General features: G+C 72.4%; 14 protein-coding genes. 8 read left to right on the top strand and 6 right to left on the bottom strand.

What is annotated here, in order from left to right:
- Window positions 1–38: 38 nt before the first annotated feature.
- Window positions 39–743, bottom strand: coding sequence for a hypothetical protein (locus tag FHU34_RS09905; protein ID WP_145779678.1), 705 nt, complete (start codon window positions 741–743; stop codon window positions 39–41).
- 31 nt (window positions 744–774) lie between these two features.
- On the bottom strand, window positions 775–1,230 hold the full coding sequence (locus tag FHU34_RS09900) for an SRPBCC family protein (RefSeq protein ID WP_088988357.1): 456 nt from the start codon (window positions 1,228–1,230) through the stop codon (window positions 775–777).
- 338 nt (window positions 1,231–1,568) lie between these two features.
- On the opposite strand from FHU34_RS09900, the gene FHU34_RS09895 reads away from it, so the two are divergent.
- The 7 genes from FHU34_RS09895 (at window position 1,569) to FHU34_RS09865 (ending at window position 10,007) form a co-directional block, all read left to right on the top strand.
- The gene (locus FHU34_RS09895; protein WP_145779677.1) at window positions 1,569–3,383 is read left to right on the top strand and encodes an AMP-dependent synthetase/ligase; all 1,815 of its coding nucleotides are present in this window, start codon (window positions 1,569–1,571) and stop codon (window positions 3,381–3,383) included.
- 14 nt (window positions 3,384–3,397) lie between these two features.
- Complete coding sequence (locus tag FHU34_RS09890; protein ID WP_145779676.1) at window positions 3,398–5,089, top strand: sensor histidine kinase; 1,692 nt, start codon at window positions 3,398–3,400, stop codon at window positions 5,087–5,089.
- Window positions 5,090–5,096: 7 nt separating this feature from the next.
- Entirely contained in the window at window positions 5,097–5,765 is a 669-nt protein-coding gene (locus tag FHU34_RS09885; protein WP_007072219.1) for a response regulator transcription factor, read from the top strand.
- A 188-nt stretch (window positions 5,766–5,953) separates the two neighbouring features.
- Window positions 5,954–6,763 (top strand): SAM-dependent methyltransferase, encoded by an 810-nt coding sequence (locus FHU34_RS09880; protein ID WP_145779675.1) that lies wholly within the window; start codon window positions 5,954–5,956, stop codon window positions 6,761–6,763.
- A gap of 79 nt (window positions 6,764–6,842) precedes the next feature.
- Window positions 6,843–8,501, top strand: a complete 1,659-nt coding sequence (locus FHU34_RS09875; protein WP_244311921.1) for a putative bifunctional diguanylate cyclase/phosphodiesterase — start codon at window positions 6,843–6,845, stop codon at window positions 8,499–8,501.
- Window positions 8,502–8,740: 239 nt separating this feature from the next.
- Complete coding sequence (locus tag FHU34_RS09870; RefSeq protein WP_145779674.1) at window positions 8,741–9,325, top strand: TetR/AcrR family transcriptional regulator; 585 nt, start codon at window positions 8,741–8,743, stop codon at window positions 9,323–9,325.
- Between the two features lie 19 nt (window positions 9,326–9,344).
- Window positions 9,345–10,007, top strand: a complete 663-nt coding sequence (locus tag FHU34_RS09865) for a lysophospholipid acyltransferase family protein (RefSeq protein ID WP_145779673.1) — start codon at window positions 9,345–9,347, stop codon at window positions 10,005–10,007.
- A 9-nt stretch (window positions 10,008–10,016) separates the two neighbouring features.
- Here FHU34_RS09865 and FHU34_RS09860 read toward each other — a convergent pair whose 3' ends face one another.
- The 3 genes from FHU34_RS09860 to FHU34_RS09850 all read right to left on the bottom strand — a co-directional run bounded on the left by FHU34_RS09860 (window position 10,017) and on the right by FHU34_RS09850 (window position 12,718).
- The gene (locus tag FHU34_RS09860; RefSeq protein WP_145779672.1) at window positions 10,017–11,141 is read right to left on the bottom strand and encodes a glycosyltransferase family 4 protein; all 1,125 of its coding nucleotides are present in this window, start codon (window positions 11,139–11,141) and stop codon (window positions 10,017–10,019) included.
- On the bottom strand, window positions 11,138–12,397 hold the full coding sequence (locus FHU34_RS09855) for a M48 family metallopeptidase (RefSeq protein WP_145779671.1): 1,260 nt from the start codon (window positions 12,395–12,397) through the stop codon (window positions 11,138–11,140). The genes FHU34_RS09860 and FHU34_RS09855 overlap by 4 nt, the downstream gene beginning before the upstream one ends.
- Before the next feature lie 102 nt (window positions 12,398–12,499).
- Window positions 12,500–12,718 (bottom strand): hypothetical protein, encoded by a 219-nt coding sequence (locus FHU34_RS09850; protein ID WP_145779670.1) that lies wholly within the window; start codon window positions 12,716–12,718, stop codon window positions 12,500–12,502.
- A gap of 297 nt (window positions 12,719–13,015) precedes the next feature.
- On the opposite strand from FHU34_RS09850, the gene FHU34_RS09845 reads away from it, so the two are divergent.
- A complete protein-coding gene (locus tag FHU34_RS09845; RefSeq protein WP_145779669.1) occupies window positions 13,016–13,489 on the top strand; it encodes a hypothetical protein in 474 nt (157 codons plus the stop codon).
- Window positions 13,490–13,543: 54 nt separating this feature from the next.
- Here FHU34_RS09845 and FHU34_RS09840 read toward each other — a convergent pair whose 3' ends face one another.
- Entirely contained in the window at window positions 13,544–14,275 is a 732-nt protein-coding gene (locus FHU34_RS09840) for a DinB family protein (RefSeq protein WP_145779668.1), read from the bottom strand.
- Between the last annotated feature and the right edge of the window lie 21 nt (window positions 14,276–14,296).

The following is a 14,296-nucleotide window of genomic DNA, read 5'->3' as shown; positions in this document are numbered from 1 at the left end:
CCCGGCGACGTGCCGGTCCGGGTCGGGATGTCCCGCGCTCAGGCGCCGTCGCCCGATGCTTCCGCGTCGGAGTGGTCGGGCACCCGCGACGCGGGCACCACGGGACGGGTGGTCGGTGCCGGCACGGTCGCCGACCCGGCCTCGTCGACGGGTGGTGCGGCGGCCGGGGCGAGTGGATCCGCCGTCCGGGTGGCGACCGACCAGACATCCCGTTCCGGCGCCGGCTGAGAATCATGCCCGGTGCGGGTGGCATCGCGCCACACGTGATCGTCGGCCGCCGCGGTGGACGACTCCTGGACGGTCGGCTCCGGCAGCACGTCGTCGGTGCTCACGGCCGGTTCCGGCGACGTCCGGGTAGGCGTTTCGGTGGGCGGCCCGGTGGGACTCGTCGTGGGCGACTCCGGCGGGGAGAACGCGCGGAGCAGGCTGGCGACGCCCGCCGCGAGGTCCCCCGCGCCGGTCGCGAGACGTTCGGCGAATTCCGGACTCGGGTCACGCAACGCGGCAATGCCCCGACAGACCGGGCAGACACAGCATTCGGGCGATCCGGTGGCGAAAGCACCACCGGCGCCGGGACGCCCGTCAGAGCCGCCGCTGTGACCGAGGACACCGGCCAGCACCCCGCCCAGCGAGCCGAACGCGCCGCCCGCCGAGCCGGCGGAGGCCAGTCGCGCCCCCGCGAGCAGAGTGGCGACCAGCCGCTCCGCCTCTTCCCGGGCCGAACCCGGATCCGTTCCGCCCACCCTCGGCTCCTCTACCGTGCCACCGGACACGTCACTGCGCCGCACCGGTTGCTTCTACCCGGCGCTTGAGCTGCTTCAACGCGGTGTCCATGATCATCTTCTCGGCTTTGCGCCGAAACATCCCGAGCATTCCCACCGACAGGTCGACCTCCAGGGTGTAGGTCACCGTGGTGCTGCCGTCCGGGTTACCCACCAGGTCGTACGAACCGCGCTGGCTCTTCTGCATCTTCGAGGGGGCGACCAGGTGCCACTCGATCCGGGACAGGTCCTCGGCGTACTCGTACGCGAGCACGTACTCGTCGGCCATCACCCCGGCGTCGATGGTGAAGCGCACCTGGCTGGCGTAGCCGTCCTCGTACTCCTCGACGACCTCGGCGCGGCGCACCGCGTCGGTCCACTCGGGGTAGCGCGCGAAGTCGCAGATGACCGCCGTCACCCGTTCCGGTGCGGCGCCGATGATGATCGACTGGGTGGAGGAGTCCGCCATGGGGGGAGGCTACCCGGCGGGTAGCGCCAGCACGCCGCGCCGCCCCCGGCGACAGCAGGCACCGTACGACGCCGGGCGTCAGGGCCTGTGTCGAAGTCCTCGGTCGAGCCGAGGCGGAGTCCGGGCGGCGGTCCGGCAAGGCGGATATTCGTTCGGATACCGGTGTTGTATCCGGGCGAATATCCAACGCGGCCGGTCGTCGCCCGGGCCCGCCGCAGGCCGGCCAGGGGCTTTGACACAGGCCCTGACAGGGTGCCCTAGCTCACCGGGTAGGTTTCGACACAACCGACGCCCACCGCGGCGGCCGGCCCGGCCAGTGCGAGCACGAAGGAGTGCAGGTGCGCGAGTTCTCCGTCCCGCCGATCGTCACCGTTGGCGACGCGGCCAACCTCACCGATCCGGTCTGGGACAACGCCGAGGTCGCGCCCGACGCCGTCCAGTTCGCCCGACCCGTCCCGGCCGCCGACGGCACCGTCACCACCTGGACCGACGTGACCTGCCTCCAGTTCCGCGACGAGGTGGCCGCCGTGGCCCGGGGCCTGATCGCCGCCGGCATCGAGCCGGGCGTCCGGGTCGGTCTGATGAGCCGTACCCGCTACGAGTGGACGCTGCTGGACTACGCCATCTGGGTCGTCGGCGCGGTCACCGTGCCGATCTACGAGACGTCCAGCGCCGAGCAGGCCGCGTGGATCCTCGAGGACTCCAACGCGGTCGGCGTGGTGGTGGAGACCGAGGCGCACGCCAACCTGGTCGCCGCTGTCCGGCACCGACTGCCCGAGCTGAACCACGTCTGGCAGATCGACAGCGGCGCGGTCGACGAGCTGGTCACGACCGGCGCGGCGGTCGAGTTGGCCGAGGTCGAACGGCGACGCAAGGCCGTCCGCGCCGACGACCTGGCCACGATCATCTACACCAGCGGCACCACCGGCCGACCCAAGGGCTGCGTGCTCACCCATCGCAACATGTACGCCGACATCGCCAACGCGGTGCCGGTGCTGCCGAACCTGTTCAACGCCGGCGCGACCACCCTGCTGTTCCTCCCCCTGGCGCACGCCTTCGCCCGTCTGATCCAGATCGGCGTCGTGCAGGCGCGGGCCACCATGGCGCACTGCGCCGACACCAAGAACCTGGTCGCCGAGTTGCAGGCGTTCCGGCCGACCTTCGTGCTCTCCGTACCCCGGGTGTTCGAGAAGGTCTACAACGCCGCCAAGCAGAAGGCCGAGGCGGACGGCAAGGGCGGCATCTTCGCCCGTGCGGAGCAGGTCGCCATCGCGTACAGCGAGGCTCTGGAAACCCGGGGCGGACCTGGCCTGGCCCTGCGCGCCCAACACGCGGTCTTCGACCGGCTGGTCTACCGCAAGCTGCGCGCCGCGCTCGGCGGGCGGTGCCGGGACGCGATCTCCGGCGGCGCGCCGCTCGGCGCCCGACTCGGGCACTTCTTCCGCGGCATCGGCGTGACGGTCCTGGAGGGCTACGGCCTCACCGAGACCTCGCCCGCCGCCGCGGCGAACCTGCCCACCGGCACCCGGATCGGCACTGTCGGCCGTCCGCTGCCCGGCGTGACCGTCCGCATCGAGGACGACGGCGAGATCCTGATCTCCGGCGAGTTGGTCTTCCAGGGTTACTGGCGCAACGAGACGGCGACCGCCGAGACGATCAGCTCCGACGGCTGGTTCCGCACCGGCGACCTGGGCAACCTCGACGCGGACGGCTACCTGAGCATCACCGGCCGCAAGAAGGAGCTGATCGTCACCGCCGGCGGCAAGAACGTCGCCCCGGCGGTGCTGGAGGACCTGGTCCGGGCGCACCCGTTGATCAGCCAGTGTGTCGTGGTCGGTGACGCCAAGCCGTTCATCGCGGCCCTCGTGACGGTGGACGAGGAGGCGCTGCCGACCTGGTTGGAGGGCGCCGGGATGCCCGCCGACACCTCGGTCGAGCAACTGCGCGAGCACGAGGGCCTGCGCCAGGAGATCCAGACCGCGATCGACACCGCGAACCAGGCCGTCTCCAAGGCCGAGGCGATCAAGGTGTTCCGGGTTCTGCCCCGCGACTTCACCGAGGCGACCGGCGAGTTGACCCCGTCGCTCAAGGTCAAGCGCCAGGTTGTCCACAAGACGTACGCGGCGGAGATCGCCGATATCTACCGAGGCTGACTACCATCCGTCACGTGCCCGCATCCACAGCCACCGCACCGCACCCGCATCCCCTCGCCGCGGCCGCCCGCCTGGTGATGCTGGCGTTGATCGCCGTCCTGACCCTGTTCGCCACCCGTGACGTCACCCAGCTGTGGTGGATCGCGTTGCTGGCGGTGGCCGGTCTGCCGTCCCTGCTGGCTCCCCAGCACCGGCTGATCGCGCCGCTGAGCAGGGTGGCGGAGGTGGTGGTGCTGGGCCTGGCCGCGAGCCACGTGGCAGCGGTCGCGTCGATCGGCGGCACCGTCGACGGGCTCGGTGCCTCGGCGATACTCCCCTACCTGGCGGTCCCGGTGACCGTCACCGCGCTGCGCCGCCGCTTCCGTGAGGGCAGCGCCCTGCTCGCGGTCACCGCCGCCACGCTGCTGGTCAGCGGTGCCCTGACCACCGTCGGCGGCGGGGTCCAGCTCGGCCAGCCGGGTTACCTCGCGGTCTGCGCGCAGTGGCTGATCCTGGCGGCCCTCGGGCTCTACGCCGCCGGCACCCTGCACCGGGTGATGGCCGTACGCGGCGAGGGCAAACCGCAGCCGTACGCCGAGGCCACCCGACTGCTGACCCAACTGCGGACGGTGGCCCGGCAGCTCCCCGGGGCCACCCTCGACCCGGGCGGCATCTCCGAGCATCTGCTGGAGGAGTTGCGCACCGTGGCCCGGGCCGACCGGGGCGCGGTGCTGTCGGCCAGCGGCGGCGGCCGGCTCGTGGTGCTCGCCCAGGCCGGCGTCGACCGGGTGGACTGGGAGACGACGCTGGACGCGGATTCGGCGATCGCCGACGCCTGGGCCAGCCAACAGGCCACGACGGCCGCACGGTCACAGTCACGCTCGCACCGCGGTGGTGACGTGTCCGCGCTGATCGTCCCGCTGGTCGCCGGCGTGCGCACCGTGGGGCTGGTGGTGCTGGAGGCGGACGCCGCGCAGGCGTACCCGCCGCCGGTGGTGTCCCGGGTGACGGCGCTGACCCGCCCGGCCGCGCTGCGGCTGGAGGCGGCGCTGCTGTTCGACGAGGTCCGCTCGCTGGCCACCAACGAGGAGCGGCAGCGGCTGGCCCGGGAGATCCACGACGGGGTGGCGCAGGAGTTGGTGATGGTCGGCTACGGCATCGACAACGCCATGGCCACCGTCTTCGACGACGCGGACGAGACCGCCGAGGCCCTGCGTACGCTGCGCGCCGAGGTGACCCGGGTGATCCAGGAACTGCGGCTGAGCCTCTTCGAGCTGCGCAGCGAGGTGGACCGGCAGGGCGGGCTGGCCGCGGCGATCGCCGAGTACGCGCGCACCGTGGGCGCGTCCGGCGGGCTGCGGGTGCACCTCTCGCTGGACGAGTCCACCGCCCGGCTGCCGGCGGCCACCGAAGCCGAGTTGCTGCGCATCGCGCAGGAGGCGGTGACCAACGCCCGCAAGCACGCCGGAGCCTCGAATTTGTGGGTCACCTGTGAGGTCGACCCCCCGTACGCGCAAATAGAAGTGTCGGATGACGGTCAGGGGATGGCTGACCAGCGCCCCGACGGACGGTACGGTCTTGCGATCATGGCCGAGAGGGCGGAACGTATCCGGGGCCGGTTGGAGATCAGGCCGCGGCAACCCAGCGGCACGACCGTGGCGGTGGTTCTCGGTTCCTCGTCCCGGCGCGACAACGTGCGCGACAGCGCAGCACCAGAAGGGGAGTAACCCGAGGATGACCACAAGTCCGACACCGGCCACCCGCACCAAGGTCCTCCTTGTCGACGATCATGACCTGATTCGCAAGGGCCTGCGGCACGCCTTCGAGCGCGACCGCCAGTTCGAGGTCGTCGGTGAGGCGGCCACGGCGGCGGAGGGTGTACGCCAGGCCGGCGCCCTGCAGCCGGACGTGGTGATCATGGATCTGCGGCTGCCCGACGGCAGCGGCCTGGAGGCCACCCGCGCGCTGCGCAAGTCCAGCGCGTCGATGGGCATCGTGGTGCTGACCATGTACGCCGGCGACGACCAGCTCTTCGGCGCACTGGAGGCCGGCGCGAGCGCCTTCGTGCCGAAGACCGCACCGGCCGACGAGGTGGTGGCCGCCGCGCGGCACGCCGCCTCGTCCCCCAGCGCGTTCACCGCCGCCGACCTGGCCGAGGCGATGAAGCGTCGGCTCGCCCCGTCCGGCCCGCAGTTGTCGCCCCGGGAGGGGCAGGTGCTGCGTCTGCTCGCCGACGGCATGAGCGTGGCGGGGATCGCCAAGCAGCTGTTCGTCAGCGAGTCCACGGCCAAGACGCACATCTCGAAGCTCTACGAGAAGCTCGGGGCGGCCAACAGGGCGCAGGCCCTGATGACCGCGCTCCGACTCGGCCTGCTCGAGGCACCGGACGCGCCCAAGTTCTGACCTGTTCCCGCTCGTCGAGCGGGACGTCGCGGCCGACGGTCCGCGCCGGCTTCGGCCCGGCGCGGGCCGTCGCGCATCGACCGACGTCGGCGGGCAACCTCCGGCGCGCTATGGTCTGGCGTGCGTGGCGGGTGCACAATACCCGCGCGGGTGACGACGCCCGCGTCGCGGACTCGAGGGGTTGACGCATGCAGCGGCCGGACTGGGCACCCGACACCATCGACATCGAGCGCCCGAGCGTCGCGCGGATGTACGACTACTACCTCGGCGGTTCGCACAACTTCGCCGCCGACCGGGCCGCGGCGCAGGCGATGGTCGCGGCGGTGCCCGAGGCGCCGCTGATGGCGCAGGCCAACCGGGCGTTCCTGCGTCGGGCCGTGCACCACCTCGCCGAGGCCGGGATCCGGCAGTTCCTGGACATCGGCTCGGGCATCCCGACCGTCGGCAACGTGCACGAGATCGCCCAGCGGCTCGACCCGCAGTCGCGGGTGGTCTACGTGGACGTCGACCCGGTGGCGGTGGCGCACAGCCGCGAGATCCTCGCCGGCAACGAACGGGCGGTGGTGGTGCAGGAGGACCTGCGGCGCCCGGAGGCGATCCTGGCCCACCCGGACGTCCGCAAGCTCCTCGACCTGAGCCAGCCGGTCGCCGTGATGGTGGTGGCTGTCCTGCACTTCGTCTCCGACGACGACCGACCTGCGGAGCTGCTGGGGACGCTGCGCGATGCGCTGGCCCCCGGCAGCCACCTCGTGCTGTCGCAGGCCAGCGACGACGGGCGCAGCGAGGACGAGCGCGCCGAGGCGGAGCGGGTGTACCGGCGCACCGACAACCCGCTGTGGGTGCGCAGCCGCGCCGAACTGACCGCGCTCTTCGACGGGTTCGAGCTGCTCGATCCCGGCGTGGTCTGGGTGCCCGAGTGGCGACCGGACACTCCGGAGAGCGCGGAGGACGCCGAGCGGGCGGTCTTCATGGGCGGGGTCGGGCGGCTCGGTGGCTGAGCCGCCCGGGGTGACCTCCCACCCGGGCACATTCGCCCGCGCCTGGGCGAAGGCGGTCTCCGGGACCAGCTATCTGCCGATGACCCAGGCCCAGCTGGAAACCCTCCTGGACCGGCTCACCGGGCAACTGGCTGGCGCGTTGCTGACCGAGCCGTTCGACCTGCGTGCGGGGCATCGGGTCGGCGCCGAACTGGTGGCCGCGCACATCGCGTCCGCGGAGGGGCTCGGCCGTACCGTCGAGGTCATCCAGCTACGCCTGGTGCGCGACCTGGGCCTGGTCGCCGAGGACGTCGAGGACCGGATGGCCCGGTTGCTCGCGGCCGTGGCGACCGGCTACGCCCGCGCGCTGCGCGACCGGACGCTCGACGAGCAGGAGTCGATCCGCCGGGCCGCGATGAGGGCCCGTACGCAGGCCGAACGGGCACTGCGGGCCAGCGAGGCCCGGTTCCGTCACCAGGCCACCCACGACCCGCTCACCGCCCTGCCCAACCGGACGCTGTTCACCGAACGGCTCACCGCCGCGCTGAACGAGCCGGGCCGGGGCGCGCAGCGGGTCGGGGTGTGCTTCCTGGACCTGGACCGCTTCAAGGTCGTGAACGACACCCTGGGGCATCAGGTGGGCGACCAACTGCTGGTCACGGTGGCCGAACGGCTGTCCGAGGCGATGGGTGAGCACCTGGTGGCCCGGCTCGGCGGCGACGAGTTCGTGATCCTGGTGGAACACAGCGGCGGCACCGACGCCATGGTGACGCTGGCCGAGACCGCGCTGGCCGCGGTCCGCACGCCGGCCCTGGTGGACGGGCACGAGCTGCAGATCTCGGCGAGCATCGGCATCGTCGAGCGGCAGGTCGCCGGGGCCAATCCCAGTGACCTGATGCGGGCCGCCGACAGCACCCTGCACTGGGCGAAGGCTGCCGGTGGGGCCCGCTGGGCGCTCTACGACGCCGAGCGCAACCAACGCGAACTGGCCCGCTACGCGCTCTCCGCAGCCATCCCGGCCGCCCTGGAACGGGGTGAGTTCTACCTCGACTACCAGCCGCTGACCTCACTGCGCGACGGCAGCCTCGTCGGCGTCGAGGCACTGGTCCGGTGGCGTCACCCGGAGCTCGGGGTGCTGCGTCCGGACAGCTTCATCGGGTTGGCCGAGGAGACCGGCCTGATCGTGCAGCTCGGTGGGTGGGTGCTGGCCGAGGCGTGCCGCGAGGCGGAGGCCTGGTCCGCCGGCGGGGCGGCGGCACCGTTCGTCAGCGTCAACCTGGCGGTACGTCAGGTGCACCGGCCCGGGCTGGTGCAGGAGGTCCGCGCCCTGCTGCGGCAGACCGGTCTGCCGCCGGAGCGGCTGCAGCTGGAGATCACCGAGAGCACGATGATGAGCACCGCCGAGGAGCCGGTCCGCGCCCTGCGGGTCCTGGCCGACCTCGGGGTACGGATCGCCATCGACGACTTCGGCACCGGTTACAGCAACCTGGCGTACCTGCGGGACCTGCCGGTGACCGAACTGAAAGTGGCCGGGGAGTTCGTGGCCGGCCTGCGGTCGCCGTCGGTCGGCCGTACCGACGAACGGATCCTCGCCTCGCTGGTCTCGCTGGCGCACGCACTTGACCTGACGGTGACCGCCGAAGGGGTGGAGACCGCCGGGCAGGCCGAACGGCTTCGCGCGATCGGCTGCGACGCCGCCCAGGGCTGGCACTTCGGCCGCCCGGCCCCCGCCGACCGCATCCTCGCCCGCATGCGCTGAGCCGTCCGGGCCCGCGCTGGGAGGGCCGCCCGCTCCGGGCTGGCCACCGTGGACCAGCCCCATGATCGTGCTCGATCACTGATGTAGTGGTGTCGGCGAGCCGTGGAGACCACTACATCGTGGTTCGAGCACGATCACGGCCCGGCCCGACGGCGGCGGACGGCACAGCTCCCGCCGCACGACGCACCTGCACCGACCTCGCCGTAGACAGCGTCTACGCCACCTGGTAGACAGTGTCTATGGACGTGGACGAGACCGGGTTGCGGGCGCGACTGGTGGCCGCCGGAGTGGACCTGGTGCTGCGCGAGGGCCAGTCGGCGGTGTCGCTGCGGGAGATCGCTCGCCGCGCGGGCGTCTCGCACGGTGCGCCGCGCCGCTACTTCCCGACCCACGTCGAACTGCTCTCCGCCATCGCCCGCGAAGGCTTCGCCGACCTCACCGCCCGCGTCGAGAAGACATTGCGCGACGTCGAGCCCGACCCGCGTACCCAACTGACCGCGCTGGCCCGGACGTACCTGGACTTCGCGGCGGCCCATCGCGGCATGTTCGAGCTGATGTTCCGCCACGACCTGCTGGACAGCGGCCGGCTACGGCTGCGGGAGACGAGCCTCCCGCTGTTCGCCGTGCTGGCCGACCTGGTGGCCCAGCTACGCCGACCGACCGACGCCCCCGCACCGGTGCTCGCCGGCGCACTCTGGGCCAACCTGCACGGCATCGCCCAACTGTGGGCCTGGGGCAGCCTGCCGTTGGCCACCGGTGCCACCGACGACGACGCCCTGGTGCGTGCCGCACTCGATGCCCACCTCGGCCCGACACCCGCATGAACCCACCCCCGGAGGACGCGTGCCCCTGCTGTACGACCTCACCAAGCTGACCGTCGGCACCGCGCTGCGTCTCGGCTGGCAACCCCACGTGGAAGGGCTGGAGCACCTCCCCCGGCACGGAGGCGCGGTCCTCGCCAGCAATCACCTCTCCGTCGCCGACGAGCTGTTCCTCGTCGCCGCAGCGCCTCGACACGTGACCTTCTGGGCCAAGGCCGAGTACTTCACCGGCCGGGGCCCGAGCGGCTGGCTCAACCGGCAGATCGTGACCGGCATGGGTGCCATCCCGGTCGACCGCGCCGACGGCCGGGCCGCCCTGCGCGCCCTCGACGCCGCCGTACCGGTGCTGCGCTCCGGTGGCCTGGTCGCCGTCTACCCGGAGGGCACCCGCTCCCCCGATGGGCGGCTCTACCGGGGCCGGGTCGGGATGACCCGCCTGGCCCGCGACGCCGAGGTGCCCATCATCCCGGTCGGCGTGCTCGGCACCGCCGAGGTGCTGCCGGTCGACGCGCGGCTGCCCCGCCGTCACCCGGTCACCCTGCGGTTCGGCCCACCCATCCCGGTCGCCGACCGGATCACCGGCCCCCGCGACATCCGAACGATCACCGACGAGGTGATGGCGGCGATCCAGAAGCTGACCGGCCAGGAGTACGTGCCGCGCTACGCCCCGCCCCGGGAAAGCTGAAGGCGGCGATCAGCCGGCGAGCAGCGCCGCCATCCGATCCGCCTGAGCCTCCCAGCGCCACTCCCGCTCCACCCACGCCCGGCCGGCGGCACCCAACTGGCGGGCCAGGTCCCGGTCGGCCAGCAGCCGGGCGACCCGGTCGGCGAGCTGGGCGACGTCCCGGCCTCGGACGACGTAACCGGTCTCGCCCTCACGGACCGCGTCCGGCGCACCACCGGAGTCACCGGCCACCACCGGCAGGCCGGTCGCGGAGGCCTCCAGGTAGACGATGCCCAGCCCTTCGACGTCGAGCCCACGGTTACGGGTGCGGCACGGCATCGCGTAGACGTCACCGGCCGCGTAGTGCGCGGGCAACTCGGCCGACGGCACCGAACCGGTGAACACCACGTCCCGTTCCACACCGGTCTGCCGGGCCAGCTTCTCCAGCGTGGCCCGGTACGGTCCACCGCCGACGATCAGCAGCGCCGCGTCCGGCACCCGACGGCGGATCTCCGGCAGTGCCCGGATCAGCATGTCCTGGCCCTTGCGCGGCACCAGCCGGGACACGCAGACCACCACCGGCCGGTCGGTCAACCCGAGCCGAGCCCGGACCGGCTCGCCGTCCACGGTCGGGTGATAGGTGTCCACGTCGACGCCGGGCGCCAACTGGCGCAGCTCCGTCACCCCGTCCAGCACCCGGGCCAGCCGACTGCGGGTGTACTCACCGAGGTAGGTGGTGACGTCCACACCCCGACCGATGCGCCGCAGCGCCGGCCGGGCAGCCGGCAACGCCGCCCAACCGACCTCGTGGCCGTGGGTCTGCGCCACCACCCGGCGTACGCCCGCCCGCCGACGCAGACCGGCCGCGAGCAGCCCCAACGGAGCCGCGGCCCCGAACCACACAGTGTCGCAGTCGTAGGCGCGAGCCAGCCGCGCCGCCCGGCGGGCGATCAAGGGGGTCGGCAACAGCACCCTTGCGCGCTCCCGGATCACCTCGAACGGCTGGTCGGCGTCGAACTTCGCGGACCCTCGCCAGCTCGACGCGTACACCACCACCGAACCGGCCGGTTGCCGTACCGCGAGGTTGTGCACGAAGGACTGGATGCCGCCCGGGCGGGGCGGAAAGTCGTTGGTGATCAGCAGCGTGCGACTCATCGACCGGCCTCCCGGGCGTACGCGCGGGCGGCGGCCATCCGCTCCACTGTGGACGGGTGCGAGGCCGAGTAGAGGTATTCCCAGCGTGGCGGGTCGGGGTCGCCCAGGTTGACCGAGCCGAGCCGCCGCTGCATCGACTCGAAGGCCTCCGGGTCGCCGGTGAGCGCGAGAGCGTGCGCGTCGGCCCGTGCCTCCACCCGCCGCGACATCAACGCCTGCACCGGCGCGGCCACCAACCCGGCCACCGTGACGAGGGCCAGCAGCAACGGGAACGCCCTCGGCTGGGCGACCGAGTCGACACCGGCCAGCCGCAGCAGCGGCCCCCACGAGCCGAGCAGGTAGAGCGCCACCACAGCGGCGGCGGCGCCCAGCGCCCCGGTCAGCGTGCCGACCGCCACGTCGGAGTCCTTGGCGTGCCCCAACTCGTGCGCCACCACGGCCGTCACCTCGGCCGGCGTCGCCTCGGTCAGCAACGTGTCGTAGACGACCACCCGACGGGTCGGACCGAGACCGGAGACGTACGCGTTGACCGCCTTGGTGCGGCGGGAGGCGTCGGCGACCAGCACGTCACGCACCGGCACCCCGTCCCGGGCGGCCATGCTCATCAGCTCGGTGCGCAGCGGCCCCTGCTCCATCGGCGTGAACCGGTTGAACACCGGCTCCACGAGCACCGGCAACACGAACGACAGCAGGATCACCAGCACTGCCGCGCCGCCCGCGCCGAACGCCCACCACCAGCGCGGCGCGAGCCGGATGACAGCGTAGAAGCCGAACAGGGCCACCGCGCCGATCACCGCGCTGACCGCGTACGACTTGAGCAGGTCGACAGCCCAGCCGCTCCAGCCGTTGGTGCTCAGCCCGTAGCGGGTGAGCACGCTCTGCCGCCAGGCGGCGAACGGAAGTGTCACCAGGTCGGCGACGAGCACGACGGCCAGCCCGCCGAGCACGGCCTGCGCGGCCCAGTGCCCCCCGAAGGGCCGACCCACCAGCTCGACGAGGCGGCTGCCCAGCGGGGTGAGCCCGAGCGCGAGGGCGACCAGCAGGCCGACGGCGAGGGCGGTGTAGCTGCCGGGGCGCAACGCCGCCCGGAACTCCCGCCCCTTGGCCACCTGCTCGGCCGGCAGGTCCCGCAGCGCCGCGAGCTGGTCGGCCCGGGGCGCGGGCGGCCGGTGCCAGGGAATCAGCAGCGCGGCGATCACGACCAACGCGACGGTCAACCCGGCCAGGGCCACCAGCGCCCAGCCGCGCGGGGTCACCGCGTCACCGCCTGTCGTACCCCGCGCATCGCGCCGCTCCTCCCGCCGTGACCGCTCATCCTATGGCCCGCGATAAGCCCGCTTCCGGGCGCGGTGTCGCGGTCAGGCGACGCGGCGGGTGGCACGACGGCGAGCAGCCTCCGGGCGCGCGGGCGCGGCCAGCACCTCCACCTCGAAACCGGCCCGGGCGAGCACCTCGATGGCCTCGACCTCGGCGGCGACCAACCCGGCCGCCGGGGACGTCTCGTCGAACAGGGCAGTCAGCGGGCAGCCGGAACAGCCGTCGGCCCGCCTCGCGCACCCGTCGCAGTCGATGAGCATCGTGCCTCCTGATCGGCTCTCGGTGCGCGGTCAACGCCCTTTCGTCGCGGGCCGAGCACCGTCGGTGACATCGACACTAACCACCGGGTACGACAGGAACCCCGTCCGACCGCCCGTTTCAGGGCTAGATCCACTCCAGATCAGCGATATCGGGGTATCCCACCCGGCTAGCACCCCCAACATCGAGGAACCCGCCATCAAGGAATTCATGCCGATCGAGCGAAGGAGGGGCGTCGTTTGGTCGATCGGTCACCCGGGCACTGAGCGACGGTGGCCGACCTCGATGCTTCGTCAGTCGTGGATTTCCGGTACTCCCCGCGCCGCCATCGCCTCGCGAAGCTCCTCGTCGTGCTGGGCGCCGCAGCTCTTCTCGCCTTCTACACGGTGGTGTTCGACGAGGCCTGGTGGGAGGTGCTGCTGCGGTTCGGAATGATCGGCGCCGTCGTCTCACTGACCACCAACTGGCAGTTGCGCCGTCAGCCTCGTCTGCCGCTGCGGCTGACCGACGAGACGCTGCACCTGACCGGACCGAACGGGACACGTCTCAGCATCGACTGGGTCAACATGGCCAGCGCCCAGGTCCGAGGCCGCCTGGATCCGCGGCTGGTGGTCATGCCACTCGACCCGGAGCAGACGCGGCCCCCCATGCGAGCCAGGCAGTGGTCGACCCCTGGTCGCGGCCCCTACGAGCTGGTCGTCCGGCTCGCCTGGATGACGCCAGGCCCCGACGCACTGCGTCGTGAGCTGGCCCGGCGACTACCGAGCAGCTGACTGGCGGCGGCCCGAGCGCCGGCCCGGCCGAGCAGCCGAGCGCCCGAACGGCCGTTAGGGTGAGTCACAGCCCTGCGCGTCGAGGTCACGCAGGGCGAAGCGGAGATGCTGCCACTCCTCGTCGAGGATCACGTGAAGGCAGTGCAGGACGGACACCTGTTTCTCGGGCCACCAGGCGGCCGGCCGGGTCTCGGCGAGCAGGTCCGGCGTGACGGCCGCGAGAAAGTCGCGCACCATCGCCTGCCGCTCGGCCCGCAGCTCCAGAGTCGTGGCGAACGTCGGCTGCTCGACGGCAAAGATCGACATGTCGAAACCGTCGGTCTCGTACTCGGCATGTGGTTGCCCGAGCGGGTGGAAGGGCTGCGGCAGTCGCCGGATCGCCTTGCCCAGCCAGGTGTCGGCGGCGAACGCGAGGTGGCGCAGTGTCTGCGCGAACGACCACTCCCCGTCGATCGAGACGTCGACCGCACCCTCGGGCATGGACACGGCCCGGTCGACCGCCGCCACCCAGACCCGTTCGAGTGCCGCCCACGCTGTGCGGAGGTCGTCCGGATTCTTGGCCTGCCGCAGCTCACGCCCGGGAAATCGTCGGTTGAGCTCGTCCTCGACCAGCGGCACCACATCGACGCCGTTGACCAGGAACGTGCCCTCGGCCAGCCAGGGCGCGTCGATGTCCAGAGCATCCACATCGACGCCGCGCATCACCGCACCGGCCAGCGTCGACCTGTTGAACCGGGCACCCCGCAGGTCGCGGTCGACGAAGACCTTGACGTCGTCCGGTGCCATGGCGACTCCCTCCCGTTGGCG

Origin of the sequence: Micromonospora taraxaci, assembly GCF_007830095.1 — a bacterium.
In the GTDB taxonomy this organism is placed as follows: Bacteria; Actinomycetota; Actinomycetes; order Mycobacteriales; family Micromonosporaceae; genus Micromonospora; species Micromonospora taraxaci.
The sequence above is the reverse complement of the archived record's forward strand: the minus strand, read 5'-3'. Positions and strand labels throughout refer to the sequence as shown.